Annotated in this window: 18 protein-coding genes; 16 read left to right on the forward strand and 2 right to left on the reverse strand. The window is 52.4% G+C overall.

The genetic code is table 11. From position 1 onward, the window contains the following. Positions 1–86: 86 nt before the first annotated feature. Complete coding sequence (locus BN8_RS22010; protein ID WP_009284151.1) at positions 87–947, forward strand: oxidoreductase; 861 nt, start codon at positions 87–89, stop codon at positions 945–947. A gap of 117 nt (positions 948–1,064) precedes the next feature. Beyond that, complete coding sequence (locus tag BN8_RS22015; protein ID WP_144051792.1) at positions 1,065–2,084, forward strand: DUF6282 family protein; 1,020 nt, start codon at positions 1,065–1,067, stop codon at positions 2,082–2,084. A 344-nt stretch (positions 2,085–2,428) separates the two neighbouring features. Here the strand turns inward: BN8_RS22015 and BN8_RS22020 are convergent, their stop codons facing one another. After that, on the reverse strand, positions 2,429–4,012 hold the full coding sequence (locus tag BN8_RS22020; RefSeq protein ID WP_040006438.1) for a right-handed parallel beta-helix repeat-containing protein: 1,584 nt from the start codon (positions 4,010–4,012) through the stop codon (positions 2,429–2,431). Between the two features lie 531 nt (positions 4,013–4,543). On the opposite strand from BN8_RS22020, the gene BN8_RS33780 reads away from it, so the two are divergent. The 14 genes from BN8_RS33780 to BN8_RS22090 all read left to right on the forward strand — a co-directional run bounded on the left by BN8_RS33780 (position 4,544) and on the right by BN8_RS22090 (position 22,859). After that, a complete protein-coding gene (locus tag BN8_RS33780; RefSeq protein WP_009284154.1) occupies positions 4,544–5,233 on the forward strand; it encodes a BLUF domain-containing protein in 690 nt (229 codons plus the stop codon). A gap of 157 nt (positions 5,234–5,390) precedes the next feature. Next, complete coding sequence (locus tag BN8_RS22030; protein ID WP_009284155.1) at positions 5,391–6,137, forward strand: SDR family oxidoreductase; 747 nt, start codon at positions 5,391–5,393, stop codon at positions 6,135–6,137. Positions 6,138–6,416: 279 nt separating this feature from the next. Further along, positions 6,417–7,031: an RNA polymerase sigma factor gene (locus BN8_RS22035; protein ID WP_009284156.1), complete on the forward strand. Its 615-nt coding sequence runs from the start codon at positions 6,417–6,419 to the stop codon at positions 7,029–7,031. A 98-nt stretch (positions 7,032–7,129) separates the two neighbouring features. Beyond that, complete coding sequence (locus tag BN8_RS22040) at positions 7,130–8,230, forward strand: FecR family protein (RefSeq protein ID WP_009284157.1); 1,101 nt, start codon at positions 7,130–7,132, stop codon at positions 8,228–8,230. A 230-nt stretch (positions 8,231–8,460) separates the two neighbouring features. After that, a complete protein-coding gene (locus tag BN8_RS22045) occupies positions 8,461–12,054 on the forward strand; it encodes a TonB-dependent receptor (protein WP_229368274.1) in 3,594 nt (1,197 codons plus the stop codon). Between the two features lie 18 nt (positions 12,055–12,072). After that, entirely contained in the window at positions 12,073–13,875 is a 1,803-nt protein-coding gene (locus BN8_RS22050) for a RagB/SusD family nutrient uptake outer membrane protein (RefSeq protein WP_009284159.1), read from the forward strand. Positions 13,876–14,043: 168 nt separating this feature from the next. Continuing rightward, on the forward strand, positions 14,044–15,612 hold the full coding sequence (locus BN8_RS22055; RefSeq protein ID WP_009284160.1) for an FG-GAP repeat domain-containing protein: 1,569 nt from the start codon (positions 14,044–14,046) through the stop codon (positions 15,610–15,612). Positions 15,613–15,624: 12 nt separating this feature from the next. Further along, a complete protein-coding gene (locus BN8_RS22060; RefSeq protein WP_144051794.1) occupies positions 15,625–15,846 on the forward strand; it encodes a hypothetical protein in 222 nt (73 codons plus the stop codon). 347 nt (positions 15,847–16,193) lie between these two features. Continuing rightward, positions 16,194–17,333: an FIST signal transduction protein gene (locus BN8_RS22065; protein WP_009284162.1), complete on the forward strand. Its 1,140-nt coding sequence runs from the start codon at positions 16,194–16,196 to the stop codon at positions 17,331–17,333. A 9-nt stretch (positions 17,334–17,342) separates the two neighbouring features. Next, a complete protein-coding gene (locus tag BN8_RS22070) occupies positions 17,343–18,872 on the forward strand; it encodes a response regulator (protein ID WP_009284163.1) in 1,530 nt (509 codons plus the stop codon). Between the two features lie 31 nt (positions 18,873–18,903). Beyond that, positions 18,904–19,275 carry an Hpt domain-containing protein gene (locus tag BN8_RS22075; RefSeq protein WP_192579084.1) on the forward strand — a complete coding sequence of 124 codons (372 nt, stop codon included), beginning with the start codon at positions 18,904–18,906 and terminating at the stop codon, positions 19,273–19,275. Positions 19,276–19,449: 174 nt separating this feature from the next. After that, entirely contained in the window at positions 19,450–20,550 is a 1,101-nt protein-coding gene (locus tag BN8_RS22080; RefSeq protein ID WP_040006440.1) for a Nif3-like dinuclear metal center hexameric protein, read from the forward strand. 17 nt (positions 20,551–20,567) lie between these two features. Then, positions 20,568–21,323, forward strand: coding sequence for a zinc ribbon domain-containing protein (locus BN8_RS22085; RefSeq protein ID WP_009284166.1), 756 nt, complete (start codon positions 20,568–20,570; stop codon positions 21,321–21,323). Positions 21,324–21,347: 24 nt separating this feature from the next. Further along, entirely contained in the window at positions 21,348–22,859 is a 1,512-nt protein-coding gene (locus BN8_RS22090; protein ID WP_009284167.1) for a tetratricopeptide repeat protein, read from the forward strand. A gap of 67 nt (positions 22,860–22,926) precedes the next feature. On the opposite strand, the gene BN8_RS22095 is transcribed toward BN8_RS22090, so the two are convergent. After that, the gene (locus tag BN8_RS22095; RefSeq protein ID WP_009284168.1) at positions 22,927–24,114 is read right to left on the reverse strand and encodes a phosphoglycerate kinase; all 1,188 of its coding nucleotides are present in this window, start codon (positions 24,112–24,114) and stop codon (positions 22,927–22,929) included. Positions 24,115–24,288: the final 174 nt, after the last annotated feature.

Below are 24,288 nucleotides of genomic sequence, written 5' to 3' on the forward strand. Positions count from 1 at the left end.
GGCTTGGATTTGGTAAACCCCTACCTGGTCTGCGCGTCTACTTTTGCAACAGTTAACGGAGCAAATGACTAGACAAACAAATCAGTATGGACAAGCAACAAGTATGGTTTATCACCGGAGCTTCTAAAGGCTTTGGCCTTGAATTAGTCAAACAGTTACTGCAACAGGGGCATCAGGTAGCCGCTACCTCCCGCGATGCAGCCGAGTTACGCCGGGTTGTTACTATTGGATCAGCCAATTTTCTGCCTATGGCGGTTGATTTGACGACCGAAGCCAGTGTTCGTGAAGCAATCCAGGCTACGATTGACCAATTTGGACGAATTGACGTCGTGGTCAATAACGCGGGTTTCGGTCAGTTGGGTAGTCTGGAGGAACTGAGTGACCAAGAAGCGCGGTCGAACTTCGAGGTCAACGTGTTCGGAACCCTGAATGTGATTCGGCAAGTGATGCCCCATTTGCGTAAGCAGCAGTCGGGGCATATCCTCAACTTCTCGTCGATTGCCGGTATCATAGGCAGCTTTCCTGGCTGGGGTATCTATTGCGCTACCAAGTTTGCCGTTGAAGGTTTATCCGAAGCGTTGGCGGCCGAAGCAGCGCCGTTCGGCGTGAAGGTAACTATTGTGGCACCCGGTTATTTCCGAACCAATTTCCTGAAATCTGGCTCCATCCAGTTGGCTAAGGATAAACTGGATGAATACACCCTGGTACGAGAGTCAGAAGCTTACCATGACCAGTTACAACGCGCCAACACACAACCCGGCGATCCGGTCAAGGGAGCATCGGCACTGATTCGAATTGCGGCCGAAGCGAATCCGCCCCTGCACCTGCTACTGGGCGACGATGCCTATAGCTTGGCGGAGATGAAGATCAAGGCATTGCAGGAGGATATGACACAGTGGAAAGCCTTATCGCAGTCTACGGCCGTTGAGGAAACGAGCAAGCCGTAACAGGCTATGAACCTGAGTGTCTCTACCTTACTGTTCGGCAGGAGACACTCAAGGACACATGAAGTTGAGATACTCCTAATACGACCAGATGGCCCACAATCAAAGCAACAGTTGAGTATGAAGCGGCTAAACAGGGATATACAGACGTTTCTCTTCGTAGGTATGACGGCTATCGGTAGCACAATAGTACCGCTTACTGCGCTAGCCCAGGCACGTGCCGTTTCAGACTCCGTGCTTCGGGGTGTCATCGACACCCACGTTCATTCAGAGGAAGAGTATGCTGTTCTGGAGGACGGCTCAATGGACATTATTGAACTGGCCAGACGAGCCAAGGACAAAGGCATGCGTGCCGTCGTTGTCAAATCATTGAAGTTTGAAACGGCTACCCGTGCCTACCTTGCCCGCAAGCAGGTATCGGGTATTGACGTCTTTGGCGGGCTTTCGCTCGATTTGAGCGTGGGAGGTGTTAATCCTGACGCGGTGGAAGCTTTAGCCAAGCTCAAGTTGTCTACAGCTAAGGTCATTTGGATGCCCGTCTTCGATTCCAAAGCCAGCGTGCTGGCAAGCGGTGAAAACCGACACTTTGTCAACATTTCCGAAAACGGTAAGCTGACGTCCAACACAATGGCCACTCTCGACGCCGTTGCCAAGCATGGTTATTCGCTGGCCACTTCGCACTTAGGAGCAGACGAAGCCCTTTTGGTCGTGCGGGCAGCCCGTACCCGCAACATTCCGGTGGTGGTAACCCACGCTGCTCAGCAGCCGGTGTCCATGACGATTGAGCAAATGAAAGAAGTAGTGCGGCTGGGCGGATTCATTGAACACACTGCTTTTGGCCATTTCAAGGGTCCCCAATCCCATTTTTCAATTCCATTCTACAAGAACGCCCGACGGGTAACGGTCGAAGATGTAGTACGCTTAATTCGGGAAATTGGCGTCGAGCAGACTATTTTAGCTACGGACTTAGGACAAGCCTATAGCCCAATCCCACCAGACGGTTTCAAATGGTTTATTTTAAGCCTGAAACGGCTGGGCATCACCGATGCTGAGATGGATATCATGACGCGTCGCAATCCAGCGCGCTTCCTCAGGCTGGATTCATCTGAGTCGCCTGCCAATAAAGTCAACCAGCGGTGATAGCGTTGACGTTGCCCAGTAGGCCTATTTGAGGTTTTCAGGCCCCACATTACGTTATTGCTGACTATTTGTTGCTACGCTTAACACTAATCTTCAATAACGCCCGCGGCCTGTATCCTGGAGAGGATACTTCCCCGATCATACCTCACTAAAGCTGCGAAGATTTGTAATACCAGCGGGTTGGCATACTACTATCAACGCCCAGATCCAGCGCTTTCAAATGGCCATTCTTTTGGACAACCTCATTAAGAAAAAGACCCGGCGCACCGCGCCGGGTCTTTTTCTTAATGAGGTTACTCCTGAGTTTAGGTGATCTTGATATCGTCCTGGCAACAGCGATCTGTTTAGTCTTTCAGGAATCGGCCACCGTACTGCCGCGACGCGGTGCCAACACGCAGCAGGTAGATGCCCTTGCCCAACTGACCAACTGGTATGCTCAGCTCACTGGCGGGCGTGCTGGCCGTATGACGACCCAGCTCGCGACCATTGCCATCAACAATGCTCACCTGCTCAATCAACTCTTCGTTACTCAACCGAACCACCAGTTGATCCGTGGCCGGCGAAGGATACGCCCGCACAAGCACCACCGCTGACTCGGCAGCCGCCACAGCTTCACTTTTCACGCCCTGACGAGCCCCCGACTGACCGCTTTCATAAGCCCCAATGTCGTAGGTCCCACCCTGCGGACGAGCCCTATCGTCAAGGTCCGTCACCACGCCATAGCGGCTTGTGTTCTGGCCGGTATTGATCAAGGGAGAGCCACTAGCTACTCTCAGATCGCCACCTGACGCATTCACAAACTTGGCTTCCCCGGCACTGGCTGAAGTATAGTTGTTCAGTGTAGTGAAACGCACCTTGCTATTGAGCGTGGAAAGGTACTTGTTGCCAGCAACCATCACGACCGCGTTGTTTATGATCGTCGTTGTCTGTGTTTCGTTGTAGAGCTTGATGCCTTCCTCACGGGTTGAAAATATTGTGTTATTGACCAGCGCTACTTCAACGTTGGCCAGCGACCCGGGCCGCTCATCAACGAAGATACCGTTCGAGCCAGTCTCAGCGATGGTGTTGTTATAAATTCGGTTAGGCCCAAGATGACCTACAATGATCAACCCAATGCCCTTGGCTTTCTGGATGGTGTTGTTGTAGAAGCCGCCACTTACACCACCCCCAATCTGCACACCATTGTCCTGGTAAGGATCAAAGGGATCAATGCCCGAGTTATACACCGTGTTGTGGTGCACCTGCGATTCCGGGGCACAGGCATACTGGATGCCCTCACAGCCCGTGTTGACCGTGCGGTTGTAGCTGATCTCCAGCCCATAGATGTTGTGAGGCAGCACTTTCACACTGGCACCGTTACAACTACGACTCTGACCCGAGTTCCAGAACGAGTTGCCAATGTAGAGCCCTTCGCCCTTGACATCATGGACGTAGTTGTGGTGCACCTTCACATTGTACATGGCAAAACTTGACCGCTGGGTGGACACATCGCAGGTGGGGTCGGTCTTGATCATGATGCCGGCAAAGCCCGCGTTGGAGACCTCCAGGTGGTCCACCTCACAATCTGAGCTCTTACCGGTGATGTTCAGCCCGGAGATACCGCTGCCGGTAGCCGAGATGCGGATGCCGTATTCCAGTCCGGGCGTACCGGTTCCGGTGATCTGGAAGTAGCGGCTGCCCTGGATGGCGATGCCGGTGGTAGAACCGGTGGGGTAGTTGACGTCGACCAGGCCGCCACAGTTGACGAACTTGATGGGGTTGTCAGGTGCACCGACGAAATTATTGAGTCGGAGGTAGTTGTACTTGCCGGCCTGGATGCAGACGGTGGCGCCAGGTCCGATCTTGAGGGTTTTGCCGTCGTAGGAACCCGTTTTTGTGATAGTGTAGGTACAATTGCAAACCTGAGCGATTGACATTTGCACGTACATAATGCAAAAGATAGATATAAATATCCTCATAGCCATTAAAAGAAGATAAGTTAGATATTCAATTACAAATATAGTAACAATTCATCTATCAATAGGTTTATTATAGCATGGCATTGTATTTTTTTGATATAAATAGATGTTTATGAGTATGTATTATGTTTATATATGGTATATAATATAGACTTAACAGCTATCATTTAACCAAATGATAATCATCGCACGATTACGGTTTAATTACTATAATTTTGCTATACTCTAATAAACAAAAAGATCTTGACCTTTATAAATATGATAAAAGTTTATATGAAGCAACCCTAGTTAAAAACTAAAAATTTATGCTCAAAAATTGTTTGCCGGAAAAACCAGGTTGCTGAATAACAGGAATTTCTCTTTCAGAAATGGGATGAGGCTCTTCGGATAGGCTTTCGTTCATTATTACTACTGCTCGATAGCAATGCCCACTTACAAGAAAAACCGTGAACTTTTCCTTGTCGGATTGTTGGCACAGCAAGTAGATAAAAAAGTAGACAAATGATACTACGGTTTAGCGCAATTGATCAACAGGGTGAGATTCGTAACTTTTCGTTTCAGGTAGAAAAGCTTGAAGCAGCTTTCGCCTTCCTGACTTATGTAGTCGAACAAGGTCATTCGTTACAAAGAGCCTCTATTCTGGATGGAACTAGTCTGACACGGTTACCCATAGAGGCTTTCGATGGACGGCCTTTCTCAGACGTTCTTGACCAGTTGGAAGCTAGCTGGCAACACGTATTGAACCAACCCTCTGATCAATCAACCCCTTTGTCTAATGACCATTGTATCGTCTACTTCAGTACTGCTGTGAGGCCTTTCAATCAAGCCGACCTGATGGCCTTGCTTGCAAAAAGTCGGCAGCGTAACGCCCAGGTAAACATTACCGGTGTATTGCTGTACGTTCATGGCAGTATTATTCAGGTGCTGGAGGGCGAACAGGCCGTATTGACAGCCTTATTTGACCGCATCAAGCAGGACACCAGACATACTCAGGTCAAAGAGGTGTTCAATAGGCCCGTTCCCCAACGGCTCTTTTCTAACTGGAGTATGGGCTTTGAAACCCTCACGGCCCTGCAGTTAACACAGATCGAAACCACTATCGGCTTAGAATCTAACCCCGCCATTACTTCCCCTCCTCTGTTAGCTACCATCAGCGCGATATGCAAGAACAACCCTACGGAACCGCTTTGAAACTGAGAAAGACCGTAATGAGAAGCATAACTTATTCGCCAACATGCCCTAATACGTACTTAAAATAAGAGTTCTCTTGGTCGATCGTGAGTTGACCTCAATCTTTGCAGTATATCAATTGGCAGTCACTCATCAACTCTCGGTATATTATCCTGTTATGACCAAAACCATCCTTATCACCGGCGGTAGTCGGGGCATTGGGGCGGCTACCGCCCTGTTAGCAGCCGCTAAGGGTTATTCAGTTTGTATTAGTTATCAGCGCAACCACACGGCGGCTGCCGAAATAGTTGACCGCATCCGGGAAGAAGGCGGTCAGGCCTGGGCGTATCAGGCTGATGTAGCCAACGAGGAAGATGTTCTGGCCTTGTTCCAGACGATAGACCGTGAAGTGGGATCGCTGAATGCTTTAGTCAACAACGCTGGCATACTTGAGCAACAATGCCGGGTGGAGGACCTGGACACAGCCCGACTCCAACGAATTCTAATGACTAATGTAGTCGGCACTATCTTGTGCGCACGGGAAGCCGTACGACGGATGTCAACACAACGAGGAGGAACGGGCGGAGCAATCGTCAATGTTTCGTCCATTGCGGCACGAACCGGATCGCCGGGCGAGTACGTTGATTATGCTGCCAGCAAGGGAGCGATCGACAGTTTCACCCGTGGCTTAGCTCAGGAAGTGGCTGGTGAGGGAATTCGGGTCAACGCCGTTCGGCCGGGTTTTATCTATACGGATATTCACGCAAGTGGTGGAGAGCCCGATCGGGTTGACCGTATCAAGGCGAACTTACCCCTTCGACGTGGTGGGCAACCGGCAGAGGTCGCTCAGGCTATCCTATGGCTTTTATCCGAAGACTCATCGTACTCGACTGGTATTTTCATCGATGTGACGGGTGGCCGGTAATAGCTGTTGAAAAACCAGTTGTTCAGAGGCAGTATACTTTTCTGAACCAACCAGCTCATGCTGACGCGATTCCTGTTTTACATTTTGCTAAGCTCAATAAAGAACCGGCCGACCGTAAAATATGTACCGTTAATAATCAGTTTGGTGTATATTTAGGGTGGCAAAGCCAGGACAGACTCCGGTAAAGAACCGCATTCACACGCTTCGCGTACTTGCTCTTCTCCACGTTGACAACCCTGACTAGATCCATTCGTACAAGGCAAACTTTCCGAGTCGTTTATGGATACTGTGGATTGGTTCTCTGATCATTCCTCCGATGAACAATTGTGGCAACGCTTCCGGGATGGAAACCGAGCCGCTTTTGAGCAAATTATTACGTTGAATTACAATAGCTTGTTCCGGTTTGGTACCCGGTTTACCAAAGACGTTGGTCTGATTGAGGATTGTCTCCACGATCTGTTTATTTATCTGTGGGAAAAGCGGCTATCAATCAGCCATACCGATTCCATTCGGAAATACCTGTTCAAATCCTTTCGCCATAAAATGCTCCTTGAACTGCAGCGCGTGTACCGCCGGGGCTGGGTCGATGAGGAAGAAGCCGCGGCACTACCTTCCGAGCAGAATTTTCAGGATGTATTGATGCACCTGGAAAGCGAACAATTGGCCGCTTACCGTGTCAAACAGGCGATCCATCAACTACCGGCCCGCCAGCAGGAAGCGCTGTATCTGCGGTATTTCGAAGGCCTCGATGTCGATCAGATTGCTCATATCATGAGTATCAATCGGCAGTCGGTTTCCAATCATCTGCATAAAGCGCTGACGTTTCTTCGTGACCATTGGGACGACTCAAATCTATCGCTTCTCATTTTGCTGGTTTTCAGTCAGACTATTTAATTCCCTGAAAAAAGTGTAAAAAAAGTTGGCTTCAGGAGGGTATGTAGAGCAACTCAGCTAATTGTCAGTATAAAGGGGCTGACAAATAGCGTTTTTTAATGAAAACATTTCACCATTCCGAGCTACAGGACTTTCTTGAGGATGAGTCGTTTCGAAGCTGGTTAGCGGGAACGGCTGATGCCGATTTAGCCCAGGCATGGGAGCAGTTTCCGCTCCGGTATCCGGATAGAGCCGATGTTTTCTCCAAAGCCCGTGAAACGCTGCTGACGCTCCAGGGCGATACGTTTATTCTGCCTCCGTCGCGGGTTGCCCAAAATATCCGACAGATCATGCTGGATACCCAACCTGTTGTTCAGCCTACCGTGCACTGGTATCAGACGCCTGTCTGGCGGTGGGCCGCTGCCGTACTGCTGGTTGGCGGGCTTTGGCTGGGTTGGCGACTTAAGCACCTCGGGCATGATCCGTCCGCCAAAATTTACCGGCAGCTTGTCGTCGAAGCGCAGACGCCCCTTATCGAAGTAGCGAATACATCAACCCAGCAGCAACTGGTCTTATTGGCTGATGGTAGCTCGGTACTGCTTATGCCCAACAGTCGCGTCAGTTATTCCAAACAGTTCAATCAGTTTGCCAAACGAGAGGTGTATCTGACGGGCGAAGCTTTTTTTGAGGTCGCTAAAAATCCGGAAAAACCATTTTTCGTTTATGCCGACCACCTGATTACTAAAGTACTGGGCACCAGTTTCACGGTTCGGGCGGATGGCAAAAATGAGGTGAATGTTATTGTCAAAACCGGAAAGGTGTCGGTTTTCACCCGATCCGACAAAGAACGGGTCGAAAAACAGCAGTCCCCTCAACTGATTGGTCTGGTGCTGACGCCCAACCAGCGAGTCCACTTTAACCGGGATGAAGGCCGTCTGGTTCGCTCACTGGTAGAGTCGCCGGCGCTGCTGGACATGCCCATTCAGCGGGCCATGTTCGAATTTAATGACACGCCCATCGCTCAGGTGTTTGCGTCGCTGGAAAGGGCATACGGCGTCGAAATCATTTTTGATACCGACGTAATGAAGAACTGCTACCTGACCGCATCGCTGGACGACGACCCTTTGTTTGAGAAGTTAAATATGATCTGCCGAACCCTGGATGCGCAGTATGAGCAGATGGAAGGAAAAATCTTAATTGCCAGTAAAGGATGCCCGTAAAATTACTCAAACCCATTAAGCTAGCCTATGCATTAAACCAAGTCATCTTAACCCCAAAAAAAGAGTCAGCAATGCTGCCACATTACTGACTCCAAGGATATTCCCTCTTCATGCGCTCTGCAAAGCGCCCCTCTGCCAGGGGTAGGGAATTTTATTGCCGATTTAAAACCGACAACCCATTCAAAAGTATGACAATTCGAATACAAATGCAGCACCAGCTGCTTAAAATTATGCGAACCAGTTTATACCTGTTTATTGTAGTGACCGCGTTTGCTACGATGGCACGGGCGCATAACACCTACGGTCAGGAATTACTCAATCGGCGGGTAAGTCTGCAACTGGCGAACCTGACCCTTGAACAGGCGATCAGCCGCATTGGTCAGGAAGCGGATGTGAAGTTCATGTACAACCCCCGCATTCTGCCTTCGCAACGTATCAATTCGCTGTCGTTTACCAATCAAAAACTCTCGGATGTGCTCGATACGGTGCTCGGTCCGGCTTCGATTACGTATGAGGTCGGCGGAAAAACGATCATCCTGAAGCGGGCCGACAACCAATCGCAACCGACCAATCGCGCTGTCGGCCCAAACGCCGACCAACTCGTTCCGCCCATCACCGTCACGGGGCGAGTTCTTGACGAAAAAGGCCTGGGTTTGCCGGGAGCGACGGTACTGCTAAAAGGATCAAATAACATTGGTACAGCAACGGACGCCGACGGCCGCTTCACGCTGAACGTACCGGATGGAAACGGAACGCTGGTGATCTCATCGATCAGCTACACAACGCAGGAAGTTGCCATCAACAACCGGACAACCCTGCCCGATATCCAACTGGCTTCCGACGTAAAATCGTTGAATGAAGTGGTTGTGGTCGGTTATGGTACTCAACGGAAAAAAGATTTGACCGGCGCCGTTTCGGTCGTCAACGTTGCTGAACTCCAGCAGCAACCAACTGCCCAGATTACAAACCAGCTTCAGGGACGGGCATCGGGCGTTACGGTTCTGGGTTCCGGCCAGCCGGGTGAAGCCCCGCAGGTACGTATTCGGGGGCTGAACACGTTCGGAAACAACCAGCCGCTCTACGTAGTGGATGGAGTTCCGACCCAGAACATCAACGATATCAACCCCAACGACGTAGCGACGATGCAGGTGCTGAAAGATGCCGGTTCAGCGTCCATCTACGGGTCTCGGGCCGCCAACGGGGTAATCATCATCACGACCCGGCGTGGTTCGGGTAAGGTAAAGGTGCAGTACGATGCCTACTACGGCATGCAGTTTCCGAAGGGCGGCAACGTATGGGATCTGCTGAATCCGCAGGAAACCGCTCAGTTGAAGTTCAACGCCCTGCGTAATGCTAACCCGAACGCAGTGATCAACGATCCGCTGTATGGTAGCGGTCCGACCCCGGTACTGCCGGATTACATTGCCCCGCAGGGTGCCAAGGAAGGAGATCCGTCGGTAGACCCGTCGAAGTACAACGTTAACCCGAACTACACGAGCGCCGATCAGTACAATTCGTTCTACCGGATCACGCGGGCCAATAAGGCAGGGACGGACTGGTTCCACGAGATTTTCAAACCGGCACCCATTACCAGCCATAACGTGGCCGTCAGTGGCGGTGGCCCGCAGGGCAACTATTTGTTCTCCTTCAACTATTTTAACCAGCAGGGAACGCTGATCAATACGTACTTGAAGCGGTATACGATCCGTTCGAACAGCCAGTACAACATTCGGGAGAATATCCGGGTGGGCGAAAACCTGGCTTTTTCGGTATCCGACAACCCGCGGATCAATGCCTTGCAGGAAGGGAGTGCCATTGGTATGGCTTTCCGTCAGCAACCGATTATTCCAGTCTATGACATCCGGGGCAACTACGCAGGTGGTTACGGGCAGGGGCTGGGTAACGCCAACAACCCGGTTGCCATTCAGCAACGGACCGCCAACAACCGTGGGCAGAGCAACCGCCTGTTCGGAAACATGTATGCCGAAGTTGACTTCCTGAAGGATTTCACGGCTCGGACGAGCTTCGGGGGTGAGTTGTTCATGGGTAACTTCCGGTCGTTCTCGTTTCCGGCCTACGAAAACCAGGAAAATACCACCACTAACTCCTACACGGAAAATACGTTCAGCGGGTATAACTGGACCTGGACCAATACCGTCCAGTACCAGCACACCTTCAATAATACGCACGACGTGAAGGCCGTAGTGGGCACGGAAGCGTACCAGAACCAGGGACGTAACGTCGGCGGGTCGACGCAGGGCTACTTCTCGTTTGATCCCAATTTCACCAACCTCTCGACAGGCTCCGGTACGCCGACAAACTACAGCAGCCGCTATTCAGACGCGCTGTTCTCGCTCATCGGTCGGGTCGATTATGCCTTCAGAGATAAATTCCTGCTGGGGGCAACTATTCGGCGCGACGGCTCATCGCGCTTCCTGAACTACCAGTACGGCTGGTTCCCGGCGGTTAGTGCGGGCTGGCGAATTTCGCAGGAGAGCTTCATGAATGGCCTGACGTGGCTGAATGATCTGAAAATTCGCGGTGGATACGGCGTGATGGGTAACCAGTTGAACGTTGACCCGGCCAACGCGTACACAACCTACGGGGGCGATCGTACCTCGTCGTACTACGCCATTACCGGCTCAAACTCGGCCAACGTACTGGGCTTCCAGCGGACCCGTATCGGTAACCCCGACGCGAAGTGGGAAAAGAACATCAACGCCAACATCGGTTTCGACGCCAGCCTGTGGAAAGGTAAGCTCGACCTGACCGTCGACTACTACCGCAAAGACGTACGTGATCTGCTGTACACGCTTGAGCTGGCCGGTACGGCCGGTTTGGGTACGGCCCCGGCGGTCAACGTAGCCCAGATGCGCAACCAGGGGCTTGACCTGGCTGCTTCGAGCAATTTCAACGTAACGAGCGACCTGAAACTGAACGCAACGCTGACGTTCACGACGTATAACAACAAGATTGTGTCGCTGGCCGAAGGCATCGACTATTTTGATCAGGAAGGTCGCCGGTTCAACGGTAGCTACATCGTCCGCAACGCCGTTGGTCACTCAATCGGCCAGTTCTACGGCTACAAAGTGGCAGGGTTCTGGAATTCGCAGGAGGAGATCAACGCAGCCAATGCACAGGCGCAGCAGGCTACGGGTAATACCGGAGCGGTGTATCAAAGCGACGTAGCGGTTGGTCGCTTCCGCTACGACGACATCAACGGCGACGGACAGATCACAGACGCCGACCGCACGTTCCTGGGTAATCCTAACCCCAAATTCAGCTACGGCCTGAACCTGGGGGCTACGTACAAGCAATTTGACTTCAGCCTTTTCCTCTACGGTACGCAGGGCAACGACATCTGGAACAACGTCAGATGGTGGACCGACTTCAACGCCAACTTCCAGGGGGCCAAGAGCCGGACAGCGCTGTATGATTCGTGGACGCCGGAAAATCGTGATGCCAAAGCACCGATTCAGGAAACGGTGGGTTCGTTCAGCTCGGCCAACGTACCAAACTCGTATTTCGTGGAAAACGGATCGTACCTGCGGGCTAAAAACGCGCAGATCGGCTACACACTGCCGGCGGGTTCACTTAAGAAGCTGGGCGTCGAGCGCCTACGCGTCTACGTGCAGTCGGCCAACCTGTTCACGATCACCAAATACTCGGGGCTCGATCCGGAGATTGGCACCACGGCGAATACCAACAACAGCTCGGGCGGCAGCTTAAACCAGTCGTTTTCGACGACCACCTCGTTCGGTATCGACGAAGGGGTATATCCTAACCAGCGCCAGTTCCTGTTCGGTTTGAATGTGACGTTCTAAGTTTTTATTAAATCAACGATGAAAATACCTCAGTATATAACAGCTCTGGCAATTATGGCGGTCAGCCTGACCGTTTCCTGCCAGGAGAGTCTCGATATTCCGGCTCAGGGAGCGCTGAGCGATCAGGTACTGGCTAACCGCAGTGGTGTTGATGCCCTGCTGGTGGGTGCCTACGCGGCTCTGGACGGTCAGTTTAACAACGGGGGCGCATTAAACCTGGCCGGTGGAAACGCCTGGGAAGCATCGCCCAGCAACTGGACATACGGCAGTATAGCCGGTGGCGAAGCGCATAAGGGCAGCGATGGTAGTGACCAGCCCGCCGTCGATGCAATTGCCAAATTTACGGCGGATGCCAGCAACGGCTATTTCAACAGTAAATGGCGGACCGTTTATGAAGGCGTGAACCGGACGAATTCCGTACTACGTCTGCTTGCCCAGGCCCAGGATGTGAAAGACGCTGACCGGGCCGTTCTGGCGGCACAAGCGCGGTTTTTGCGCGGCCACTACTACTTCGAACTGAAGAAAATGTGGAACAAAGTGCCCTGGATTGATGAGACGATTGATGCCTCAACCGCCAATTCACAGCCGAACACGGAGGACATCTGGCCGAAGATCGAAGCGGATTTCAAATACGCCATGGACAACCTGCCCACTACCCAGTCGGAGATAGGACGGGTAAACAAATGGGCGGCTGCTACGTATCTGGCCAAAACGTACCTCTACGAACATAAATACGCGGAAGCTAAGGCGATATTCGATCAGGTAATCGGTCAGGGGGTAACCAGCAACGGGCTGAAGTACGCGCTGGTCACCAAGTATCACGACAATTTTGATGCGGCCACCGAAAACAACTCGGAATCGGTCTTTTCCATCCAGATGGTAGCCAACGACGGTACCGGTACCATTGCCAGCGCTAACCAGGGGGACATGCTGAACTTCCCGTACGGCAACAGCCCGTTCCGCTGCTGCGGCTTCTTCCAGCCGTCGCAGGATCTGGCCAACTCGTACCGGACTGATGCTAACGGCCTGCCTTTCCTGGATGACTACAACAGCCACCCGGTTAAGAACGATCAGGGCGTTGCGTCGAACCAGCCGTTTACTCCCGATACTGACCCGCTGGACCCTCGCATCGACTGGACAATCGGTCGTCGGGGCATTCCGTATCTCGACTGGGGCAATCACCCGGGTGCCGACTGGATTCGGAGCCCGGGCCAAACCTACGCCGGTCCGTATTCGCCCAAGAAGAACATATACATGCAGGCCACGCAGGATCAATACGCCGATCAGCACTCCTGGGCACCCGGTACTGCGATCAACCAGAACATCATTCGCTTTGCCGACGTACTGCTCATGGCTGCCGAAGCCGAAGCGCAACTGGGCAATCTGGAACAGGCTCAGACCTATGTGAATCAGGTACGTGCCCGGGCGGCCAACCCTGTTAACTTCGTCTATAAGTACGCAAACGAAGCTACTCCTCTGGCGGGTTACACGACCACACCAGCCGCTAACTACAAGATTACGGTGTATCCGGCCGGGCGGTTCGCCAGCCTGGGCAAAGCCGGTGCGTTGAAAGCTATCTATTTTGAACGCAAGCTGGAGCTGGCTATGGAAGGGCATCGGTTCTTCGATCTGGTACGCTGGGGTACGGCCGAACCAACGCTGAACGCGTACTTCGGCTATGAAAGCACCATCACGACCGACATCCGGGGTGGTCATTTTACGGCGGGTAAGAATGATTATTACCCCATTCCGCAGCGGCAGATTGACCTCAGCCGCTCGGCCGGTAAATCATCCTTGACGCAAAACCCGGGTTATAATTAATGTATCTGAACCCTCGAAAAAGAGGCAGTTGACTAGCTGTCTCTTTTTCGAGGGTTTTCTTTGCAAAGACGTTCCTTTCGGTTTGTCTCCTAGTGCTATTCCTAACTCCTACCTTAATGATTAAGCCATTGATAGCCGACGGATCTGATCCGGCTCTTCACTTACGTCATGCACTTGACAAGCGTTATACGCATTGCATTTTACGGAGGCATTTTCGCCATTCTGGGTAGTATTGCCATAAATTGCCAATCGGCGAACCCCCAGGACGAACAGGCGGCAGAAGGTCAGCGGCTAGCCCAGCAATACTGCGGTACCTGCCATCTGCCGGTCGACCCTCAGGCCCTTGACAAACAGACCTGGCACAAGCGCGTTTTGCCCACAATGGCCCCTAAACTAGGGTTGGAAGTCTGGCAAACCAACCATTATTACCAGCCGCCCTCTGCCACAATCTCCCTGAACGACTGGAACAAGCTGGTCGCCTACTACGAGGAGAATGCCCCGGCAAAACCCCGTTCGACTAAACCGCAGAAGTCCTCACCGGACTGGGCTGTTTTTGAGCTGGTCAAGCCCACCACAAAAGCCAACCCCGGTAGCGAAGCCACAACAACGCTGGTCGCCATTGACGCTACGAGCGGTCAGATTTATTCCAGCAGCGAAACGGCCCCTGCTCTAACCGGCTGGAATGCATCCCTCTCCCCCTCACGTCTTGCCGCCTTGCCTTCACCCGCCGTGCAGGCAGTCAGAACCACGACTACTGGTGGTACGTCGGAGCTGGTATTGACCTGCATTGGTACCATGCTGGCAGTTGATCAACCTATCGGCGAGGTCATGGCGCTTAACCTTAATGAGCCAACCCGCCCACCTGTTTCCCTGGCTCGGCAGTTCCCCCGTCCTATCCAGTCCGTTCCGGGCGATTTCAACCGCGATGGCCGTACCGACTGGATCGTTTGCGGGTTTGGTCATAATTCGGGCGGTTTGTATTATCTCAAACAGCGGCCGGACCGGCAGTTCGAGCGGGTCACGATCAAAAACGTACCCGGAGCCACCCAGGTCATTCCCGGCGACTTTAACCGGGACGGCTGGCTGGATTTCATGGCGCTGTTCGCTCATGCCGACGAAGGCATCTGGTTGTTTACCAACAATCAACAAGGTGGTTTTACGGAAGAAAACGTACTACGATTTCCGCCGGTGTACGGGTCAACCAGCTTTCAGATGGTCGACTTTAATCGGGATGGCAAACTCGATATTCTGTACACCTGTGGCGATAACAGTGATTATTCGCGGGTGCTGAAGCCGTTCCATGGTATCTACCTCTTTCTGAACAAAGGCAGCCATCGCTACGAACAAGCTTTTTTCTATCCGCTGAATGGCTGCACAAAAGCCGTGGCGACTGATTTTGATCTGGATGGCGACCTGGACATAGCCGCCATTGCTTTCTTCGCGGATTTAAAAGAAGCCGCTCCGCAAACGTTCATATATCTGGAGCAGCAGAAACCATTAGCGTTTGCTGCGCATGCCGTACCGATTCACGCTTACGGACGATGGCTTTGCATGGATGTCAATGATTGGGATCAGGACCACGATCCGGATATTGTACTGGGCAACTACGCCAAAGGATTCCTCAATGAAGCTGGTTTACGACCAACGTGGAACAGTCACGTACCGCTGATTGTGTTGAGAAACCAGACGCGTAATCCATCGGCAAAAACGCTCGCTGACCTGACAAATCATCAATAAATGAAATCGTCAATGAACACGGAAAACGACAAAGACACGTACCTGCGGCTTTACAACCGGCTGCGGCAGTTGCGGGACGCGTTGGTTGAGTTCTACGGCCTCAACGGCGACCTGAAGCAACTCGATCCGGATAAATACCAACAGTGTCAGAAACAGATCAATGAATTGAATCGCCAATTACGATCGCTGCGGCTGCAATTACTGATGATGAAGGTTGAGCTTCCTTCAGGCTAAAACACCATGCTGTCTCCGTTACGTTTTAAACCTGCTGCCCGGCCATTCGGCCTGTAGATAATCCGACGTTTTCAACCACGATTCTCACATAATTTTCCGGATTGCGGGCCACTCTCTGCTGGTACGCCCGGCATTACGTACCGAGTCAATCTATCTCCTTTACCTAGCTACTCTTCTAAAAAATCACTACGATAACTTCCTTATATTGCTAACATTATAACCCCATTGGTCAATTAACGCCGAATAAAGTATATATTTTTTTGTTATCGTTAATTTATTTATGTTTGTACAACTATCTTATACTAATTCTACCTCGATACTATTCTGTTAACCCTCTACCGTAACTTATGAAGATTGGACAGGTTAGGTTTGCAAACGGCAACTGGGAAGCGGCCTTGCAAGCGGATGAATTTGATCCAGATAAAGCGCATTTAGTACTGGCATTCGGTGGGCGTAGCCTGTTGGATACGCTTAAACCATACCCCTACCTTCGCCAGATATACCCAAACGCTCAGATTGTCATCAACTCAACATCCGGCGAAATCTTTGCCGACCGGGTGCATGATGAAACCGTTGTGGCAACCGCCATTGAGTTTGAGAAGACAACCATTCGAACGAAGCTGGTCGACATCACTAACCATACGGAAAGCTACGAAGCCGGCCGAACCATCGCCGATGCCCTCGACGACGACGAACTGGCAGCTATCCTGCTCATCTCCGACGGCGGCATCGTGAACGGCAGTGACCTTACTGAGGCCATTAATCAACGTTTAAGCAGACCCGTTCCCGTAACGGGCGGTATGGCGGGCGATGCCGATCGTTTTGAGCGTACGCTCGTTGGCCTGAACCAGGAACCTGCCCCCGGCCGGATCGTTGGCATCGGCTTCTACGGGGCGGCCCTGAAAGTGGGGCACGGCTCCATGGGTGGCTGGGACGTATTCGGGCCGGAGCGCGAGGTAACCCAGTCGAATTACAACACGCTATACCAACTGGACAATCGCCTGGCGCTTGACCTTTACAAGGATTATCTCGGTAAATACGCCGATGAACTGCCCGGTACGGCCCTGCTCTTTCCGCTCTCGATTCGTGCCACGAACGATTCGCCCATGCTGGTACGAACCATCCTGACGATCGACGAAAACCAGAAGAGTATGACCTTTGCCGGCGACATCCCGCAGGGGGCCTGTGTGCGCTTCATGCGGGCCAACCTCGATCGGCTGATTGACGCATCGGCCGTGGCTGCTCAGCGGGCCATGCAGCATACCGAATCTCCGCCGGAGCTAGCCCTGCTCATCAGTTGCGTAGGCCGCAAGCTGGTGCTGGGGCAGCGGACCGAAGAAGAAATTGAAGTTGCCCGTGACATTTTCGGTAAGACGCCCATCATGACAGGCTTCTACTCCTATGGCGAGATTGCTCCGGTCGAGCAGGATTTGCGGGGGGAATTGCATAACCAGACCATGACCATCACTACCCTTTCGGAACGCTAAGGCCCCACTATGGACACCCATTCCCTGCACAAGATTTTAAGTCGTCAGATTAACAAGCACCTGACCGAAGACTGCCTCAAGCACGAACGCTTCCAGCAATTTATTCGGGCTGTGAACGATTCCTATCACAATTTCGACCGCGACAAGGAGCTTCTCGAACACTCGGCTACGATGAATGATCGGGAATATGCCAAAATCAACCAGCAGTTGAAAGAGGAAATCAAACAGCGCCAGGAGTCGGTTGAAAAATTGATGCAGGCCATTCGGGCAATTGAAATTCCGGCAGAGGAAGACATACCTGATTTTGCTCCAGACAATACGGTGCCGCTGGTAAACTACCTGCGAAAGCAGATTGAGTACCGCAAAACGATAGAAGCCGAACTCCGCCAGGCCAAAGAAGTGGCCGAAAGCGCAACCCAGGCCAAGTCAGAGTTTCTGTCGATGATGAGCCATGAGATACGGACACCGCTGAACGGAATTGTCGGCATGACGTACCTGATGATGCAGGAAGAGGTACCTGATCCACTCCTCGAAAACCTGAAGACCCTCCAGTTCTCCATCGAACACCTCCAGGCGCTGATCAACGACGTATTGGATTTTAGTAAGATTGAAGCCGGACGAGTAGAGCTGGAAGAGACCCCTTTTAACTTCAAGCATCTGGTTTCGAACATCAAGCGGGCGCAGCAGGCCAAGGCCCACGAAAATGGCAACCGGATTCGGGTTATGATCGACGACGATATTCCGGAAGTCCTCATCGGCGATTCGCTGCGCATCGGGCAGGTGCTGACAAACCTGACGTCGAATGCCATCAAGTTTACGCGCCAGGGAACCATTACCATCGAGTTGGCGCTGCAACACCGAACCGACAAACGGGCCACGATCTACGTATCGGTTCAGGACACGGGTATCGGCATCGCTCCTGACCGCCACGCGGCTATCTTCAATATGTTTACCCAGGCCGACTCAGCCACCACCCGGCAATTCGGCGGAACGGGGTTGGGACTGGTGATTACCAAAAAATTACTGGAACTTTATGGCAGCCGAATCCAGGTCGAAAGCGAACTAGGCAAAGGTGCTCAGTTTTACTTTGAACTGGATCTGGCCATCGGGCACGAGATTACTGAAACCCCGCTGGCTACCGATACGGTTGATACTGAAACCCTGAAGGGCGTACGCATCCTGCTCGTCGAAGATTATCCGGTCAACGTGAAAGTAGCCCTGAAATTTCTGTACAAGTGGGGTATTGACGTCGATACCGCCGAAAACGGCCAGATTGCCCTCGATAAGTTCGTTGGCGGTCGCTACGACATCATTCTGATGGATTTACAGATGCCGGTTATGGATGGCTACACCGCAACCCAGGAGATCCGGAAAGTAAGCAGTACAATTCCGATCATTGCTCTGACGGCCTCGGCCACTTTCAGCAATAAAGACCGGGCCCTGAGCGTAGGGATGAATGATTATCTCACGAAACCTTTCAATCCAAAGGATCTTTTTAATAAAATTGCCCGATACACCCAACGTCAACTGCCGGTCTGACCTCGGGGCTTTTTCATTTTCAGCCATTACTATGTTCACGACACCTACCCCCATAACGCATACCATTGACCACGAACGACTGAACAGACTGCATGGGGGCGACCAACGGCAGATTGTCAACGTACTGACCATTTTCATTGATGAAGTCATGCCTGATTTCGATGATCTTGAGGGCAGTATCCAGCAGGAAATGTGGCCGGACGTAGCCGATAAAGCCCACAAAATCCTACCGTGGATGGGCATGGCCGGTCTGACCTCCCTGGAAAGTGAACTGCGCTCGCTTGAACAACTGGCGAAGACTAACCCGGCACCCGACGTACTGATAAACCACTGGAAACAGTTCAGACAAGCGCTTGGCGAAACGCTCCCCCTTGTTATTCAGGAACGTAACCGGCTCGCCTAGGCAAACACCCCCGGCAACCGATTCCTCAGTAGAAAACATTCTCATCCCACCGTTTTGTGCGCAGAGCCGTCCGGATACGTATCCGGACGGCTTTTGTGCGATTAAGTGGCCTGGTTTTGTGCCCATCTAAGCGCTAAATCGAGTAGATTCGCGCAGCTTTTACCAACAATGACTATGGTTCAGGTTCGTTCGCTTGCCCGCTATCTGGAAGCCTTTGCCCCCCTCGCCTATCAGGAATCGTACGACAATGCCGGATTGATCGTCGGCGACCCCGATATGGAAATAACCGGTGTCCTGGTTGCGCTCGATGCCACCGAAACCGTTATTGACGAAGCCATTGCCAAAGGCTGCAACGTAGTGGTAGCCCACCATCCCATTATTTTCAAGGGGCTTAAGAAACTGAACGGGAAGAACTACGTAGAGCGGACTGTCATTAAAGCCATCCGCAACGATGTAGCCATCTACGCAGCCCACACCAACCTTGACAACGTAGCCGGCGGAGTCAATTTCAAGATTGCCGAAAAGCTGGGATTGCAACACGTTCGCATTCTAGCTCCCAAAACGCAGGTCCTTAGCAAGCTGGTTGTCTTTGTGCCGGACAGTGATCTCGAGGCCGTATTAACTGCGATCTACGACGCCGGGGCGGGTCGAATCGGTACGTATGAACACTGCTCGTTCCGCGTGGGTGGCACCGGTACGTTCAGGCCGCTCGATGGAGCTAACCCAACCGTGGGTGAGATTGGCCTGGACGAAACCGTCGATGAACACCGGCTGGAAGTTATTCTCCCCGCCTACCTCGAAAACAGTGTGGTAGCTGCCATCCAGAAAGCTCATTCCTACGAGGTCCCCGCCTACGATGTTTACCCGCTCAATAATGCCAATCAGGAGGTTGGGTCAGGGGCCGTTGGTGAACTTTCCGAAGCCATGAACTTACCGGACTGGCTGGCGTATCTGAAGCAACAGATGCACCTCAATGTCATTCGTTACACTCCCTGGCGGGGCACGCCGATCAGGCGAATTGCCGTTTGTGGTGGTGTCGGAAGCTTTTTGCTCAACGACGCCGTTCGGGCCGGGGCCGATGTGTTCGTAACGGCGGATTACAAGTACCACGAGTTTTTTGACGCCGACGGCCGGATCGTGATCTGCGACATCGGTCATTACGAGAGCGAAGTTTTCACGAAAGAGCTGATTATTCAGCAATTGTCAAAACATTTCCGTACTTTTGCGGTAATTTTATCTGATACGGTCACTAACCCCGTTCAGTACTTCACGTAGCACCAAATATACTCCGAATGGAACTAACGATTGCGCAAAAGTTAGAGGCTCTTCTGAAACTGCAATCTCTTGATTCTCAATTAGACGAACTCATAAAAATCCGTGGTGGCCTGCCCGAGGAAGTGCGCGACCTGGAAGATGATATTGCCGGTTTTGAAACCCGGATCGGGAAGTTTAACGCCGAAATCAAGACGCTGGAAGAGGAAATTGAGCGCAACCGCATGGTAAAAAAAGACGCTGAAAAGCTGATCACCAAATACAAGGATCAGCAGATGAACGTCCGTAATAACCGCGAGTACGACGCCATTTCAAAAGAGATCGAACTTCAGTCGCTGGAGATCGAACTGGCCGAGAAACGCATCAACGAAGCGTCGTTCCGCATTCGTGGCAAAGAAGAGGAGATCAAAAACACGCAGAACGCCCTCAACGAACGGAAAGAGGATCTGAAAGCCAAGAAGCAGGAACTGGATCAGATCACGTCCGAAAGCCAGGAAGAAGAAAAAGCGCTCAAAGATCAGCGGGAAGAACAGTCTACTCAGATTGAACCGCGGCTGTTGAACTCGTACAACAAAATCCGCGGTAACGCGCTCAATGGACTGGCTGTGGTGATGGTAAAACGCGGAGCCTGCGGTGGCTGCTTCAACGTAGTGCCGCCCCAGCGTCAGGCCGATATCAAAGACAAGAAGAAAATCATTGTTTGCGAACACTGCGGCCGGATTTTCGCCGATGTAGAAGGCGTACCCGAGCCGGCACCGGTTGGCCGCGGTCGGTAAGTCTTTCGACGTAGTAGCACACGGATGATACAGTTTATATCGGATCGGCGCGGATTTACCTCCGTGAGTATCCGTTTGATCTGTATCATCCGTGTGCTTTTTTTTACCCTAACGGCCAACGCACAGGACTTCGTCTGGACACCGGGTTTACAACGGGCTTACTCGGATTGGCAGAAACTCAACGTACAGCCCGCTCGTCGGCTGATGGCGAATGAACCATCCTCGACGAATGGCATCCGGATCTTCGTCGACGACTTTGCCGACATGGTGACGCTCCTTGTGTCCGACGACGACAAAGCGTTTGCAAAAGTCAAAAACCGGGAAGATGCCCGGCTCGACGCCCTGCGAAAGCTCAGCGACCAGTCGCCCTGGCAACGATTCGCGCAGGCCGAAGTACGTTTACACTGGGCATTTGTTAAGCTGAAGTTCGGCAAGGAAGTCAGCGCGTGCTGGGATGTGATTCGGGCGTACCGACTGCTGGTCGACAATCAAAAACGCTTTCCTGACTTTCTGCCAACCTATAAATCGCTGGGTACGCTCCATATCCTGATCGGCTCGGTCCCCGAGAACTACACCTGGGTCACAAATCTGCTTGGCTTACAGGGCACCATCCGGCAAGGTCAGCAGGAGCTGGCCAAAGCGCAGCAGGACCCACTCATGCGCACCGAGGCTCAACTGATCGATCTGCTCGTCCGGGCCTACATTTTGAAGTTTACCGATGCCGACGGACGCAATTTGCAGGAACTGGTGCGCAACAACCCGGACAACCTCCTGATTCATTTCCTGGCCGCTACGACCGAACAGAAGAACGGCCACGGTGCCAAGGCGCTGGCTTACCTGGCGGCTCGCCCGGTTGGGGCCGACTACCTACCTATGCCCATCATAGACAACATATTGGGCGATATTTACCTTCAGCAAGGTCAGTATGGCCGGGCAAGCGACCATCTCCGGCAGTTTCTCCGAATGTATAAGGGTCAGAATTTTCTGAAAGACGCTTATTATAAACTCTTCCTCTGCCACTGGCTCGTCAACCAGGACGATCAGGCCCGATCCTACCTGCAGAAAGTCACTACGGTTGGGCAATTGGTCGTCGAGGCCGACAAAGCCGCACAAAAATTTGCGGACGTGTATTTCAGCAAAGGTTCGTCGCCCAACCAGAAGACATTGATGCGGGCGCGGCTGGCGTCGGACGGAGGCTTCACCGACAGCGCCCTGGCGTATCTGCGGCCTTATTCCGAAGCTCGCTTTACGCTTACCGCCGAAAAGGCAGAGTACAACTATCGCCTGGGCCGTATCCACCAGCACCGGAATGAGCCGGAAGCCGCCATACCGTATCTCAAACGAGCCATCTCGCTGAGCGAAGCGGGTCAGTTGTCGTTCGGAGCGACGGCCTCGCTTCAACTGGGTTATATCTACCAGCAAAAAAATGACCGGGACACCGCCCGGTCGTATTTTCAAAAAGCGCTCCGCTACAAGAATCACGAATACAAAAACAGCGTCGACAACAAGGCGCGGGCGGCTTTGAATAGTTTGTAGTTCGTGGTTTGTGGTTCGTAGTCAGACAACAACTATTAACCACCAACCACTAACTAAAAATCCAACCTTACTCCAGCGCAGCTACACCCGGCAGTGTCTTGCCTTCCATGTATTCCAGCAGAGCACCACCACCGGTCGATACGTAGCTGACGCGGTCGCCGTAGCCGGCCTGGTTCACCGCCGAGGCTGAATCGCCCCCGCCGATCAGCGAGAAAGCCCCGTTCTCTTCGGTGGCTTTCACAACGGCTTCGGCAATGGCGTTCGTTCCTATAGCGAAGTTTGGAAACTCAAACACGCCCATCGGGCCATTCCACAGAATAGTTTTCGATTGCAGAATGACGTCCGAGAAGATCTTAATCGTTTCCGGTCCAATATCCAGCCCCTCCCACTCATCGGGAATGCTGCCGGTTTTCACTACTTCGCGGTTCGCGTCGTTCTTGAAATCGTCGGCAATAACGTTGTCGACCGGCATGTAAATCTTCACGCCTTTTTCCTCAGCTTTTTTCAGCAGGTCCAACGCCAGGTCCTGCTTGTCGGCTTCCAGCAGGGATTTACCGATGCTGCCGCCCTGCGCTTTAGTAAAGGTATACGTCATGCCCCCGCCGATGATGAGGTTATCGACCTTATCAAGCAGTTGCTCAATGATCAGAATTTTGTCTGAGATTTTCGCTCCTCCCATGATCGCCGTGAAAGGCCGCTCGGCATTGTTAAGAATTTTGTCGGCGTTGTCAATCTCGGCCTGCATCACGTAGCCGCAAATACGGTCCTGAAAGAACTGCCCCACAACGGCCGTGGACGCGTGCGCCCGGTGGGCCGTACCGAAAGCGTCATTGACCCAGACGTCACCGCGTTTCGACAGCTTTTCAGCAAACGCTTTATCACCTTTCTCTTCTTCCTTGTAAAAGCGCAGGTTTTCGAGCAACAGGATTTCGCCCGGCTGCAAGGCGGCTGCCTGATCAACGGCCGATTGGCCAATGCAGTCGTCGGCAAACTTCACCTCCCGCCCGAACGTCTCCGACAACGTAGGAACCAGGTGCTTCAGCGAATATTTTTCTTCGGGGCCGCCCTTAGGCCGACCGAGGTGCGACATCAGGATAGCCGATCCACCGTCGTTCAGGATCTTCTGGATGGTCGGGATGGTGGCTTTGATGCGGGTATCATCGGTGATACGGTACTGGTCGTCGAGGGGTACGTTGAAATCGACCCGGACGAGTGCCTTTTTACCGGCGAAATTGTAGGAATCAACCGTTTTCATGCGATGGAAGTATCGTCGTTGGTTTGCGGGGCCAAACTTAGCGGTTTTTCGGTAGATGGGACACTAAAACTAGCAGGTGAAACCATTCTGTTTGGTCGGGTACCATAAAGCGCTGCTTTGTCGGGCGTCTGGGTGGCTTCGTCAACCTTTATTGGCCTGCCCTTGAGGGCCACC

Source organism: Fibrisoma limi BUZ 3 (assembly GCF_000296815.2).
Classification (GTDB): domain Bacteria; phylum Bacteroidota; class Bacteroidia; order Cytophagales; family Spirosomataceae; genus Fibrisoma; species Fibrisoma limi.

Coding starts and splice junctions, on each gene's coding strand:
- BN8_RS22010 (WP_009284151.1), top strand. CDS start 87: ATGGACAAGCAACAAGTATGGTTTATCACCGGAGCTTCTAAAGGCTTT.
- BN8_RS22015 (WP_144051792.1), top strand. CDS start 1,065: ATGAAGCGGCTAAACAGGGATATACAGACGTTTCTCTTCGTAGGTATG.
- BN8_RS22020 (WP_040006438.1), bottom strand. CDS start 4,012: ATGTACGTGCAAATGTCAATCGCTCAGGTTTGCAATTGTACCTACACT.
- BN8_RS33780 (WP_009284154.1), top strand. CDS start 4,544: ATGATACTACGGTTTAGCGCAATTGATCAACAGGGTGAGATTCGTAAC.
- BN8_RS22030 (WP_009284155.1), top strand. CDS start 5,391: ATGACCAAAACCATCCTTATCACCGGCGGTAGTCGGGGCATTGGGGCG.
- BN8_RS22035 (WP_009284156.1), top strand. CDS start 6,417: ATGGATACTGTGGATTGGTTCTCTGATCATTCCTCCGATGAACAATTG.
- BN8_RS22040 (WP_009284157.1), top strand. CDS start 7,130: ATGAAAACATTTCACCATTCCGAGCTACAGGACTTTCTTGAGGATGAG.
- BN8_RS22045 (WP_229368274.1), top strand. CDS start 8,461: ATGCGAACCAGTTTATACCTGTTTATTGTAGTGACCGCGTTTGCTACG.
- BN8_RS22050 (WP_009284159.1), top strand. CDS start 12,073: ATGAAAATACCTCAGTATATAACAGCTCTGGCAATTATGGCGGTCAGC.
- BN8_RS22055 (WP_009284160.1), top strand. CDS start 14,044: ATGCACTTGACAAGCGTTATACGCATTGCATTTTACGGAGGCATTTTC.
- BN8_RS22060 (WP_144051794.1), top strand. CDS start 15,625: ATGAACACGGAAAACGACAAAGACACGTACCTGCGGCTTTACAACCGG.
- BN8_RS22065 (WP_009284162.1), top strand. CDS start 16,194: ATGAAGATTGGACAGGTTAGGTTTGCAAACGGCAACTGGGAAGCGGCC.
- BN8_RS22070 (WP_009284163.1), top strand. CDS start 17,343: ATGGACACCCATTCCCTGCACAAGATTTTAAGTCGTCAGATTAACAAG.
- BN8_RS22075 (WP_192579084.1), top strand. CDS start 18,904: ATGTTCACGACACCTACCCCCATAACGCATACCATTGACCACGAACGA.
- BN8_RS22080 (WP_040006440.1), top strand. CDS start 19,450: ATGGTTCAGGTTCGTTCGCTTGCCCGCTATCTGGAAGCCTTTGCCCCC.
- BN8_RS22085 (WP_009284166.1), top strand. CDS start 20,568: ATGGAACTAACGATTGCGCAAAAGTTAGAGGCTCTTCTGAAACTGCAA.
- BN8_RS22090 (WP_009284167.1), top strand. CDS start 21,348: ATGATACAGTTTATATCGGATCGGCGCGGATTTACCTCCGTGAGTATC.
- BN8_RS22095 (WP_009284168.1), bottom strand. CDS start 24,114: ATGAAAACGGTTGATTCCTACAATTTCGCCGGTAAAAAGGCACTCGTC.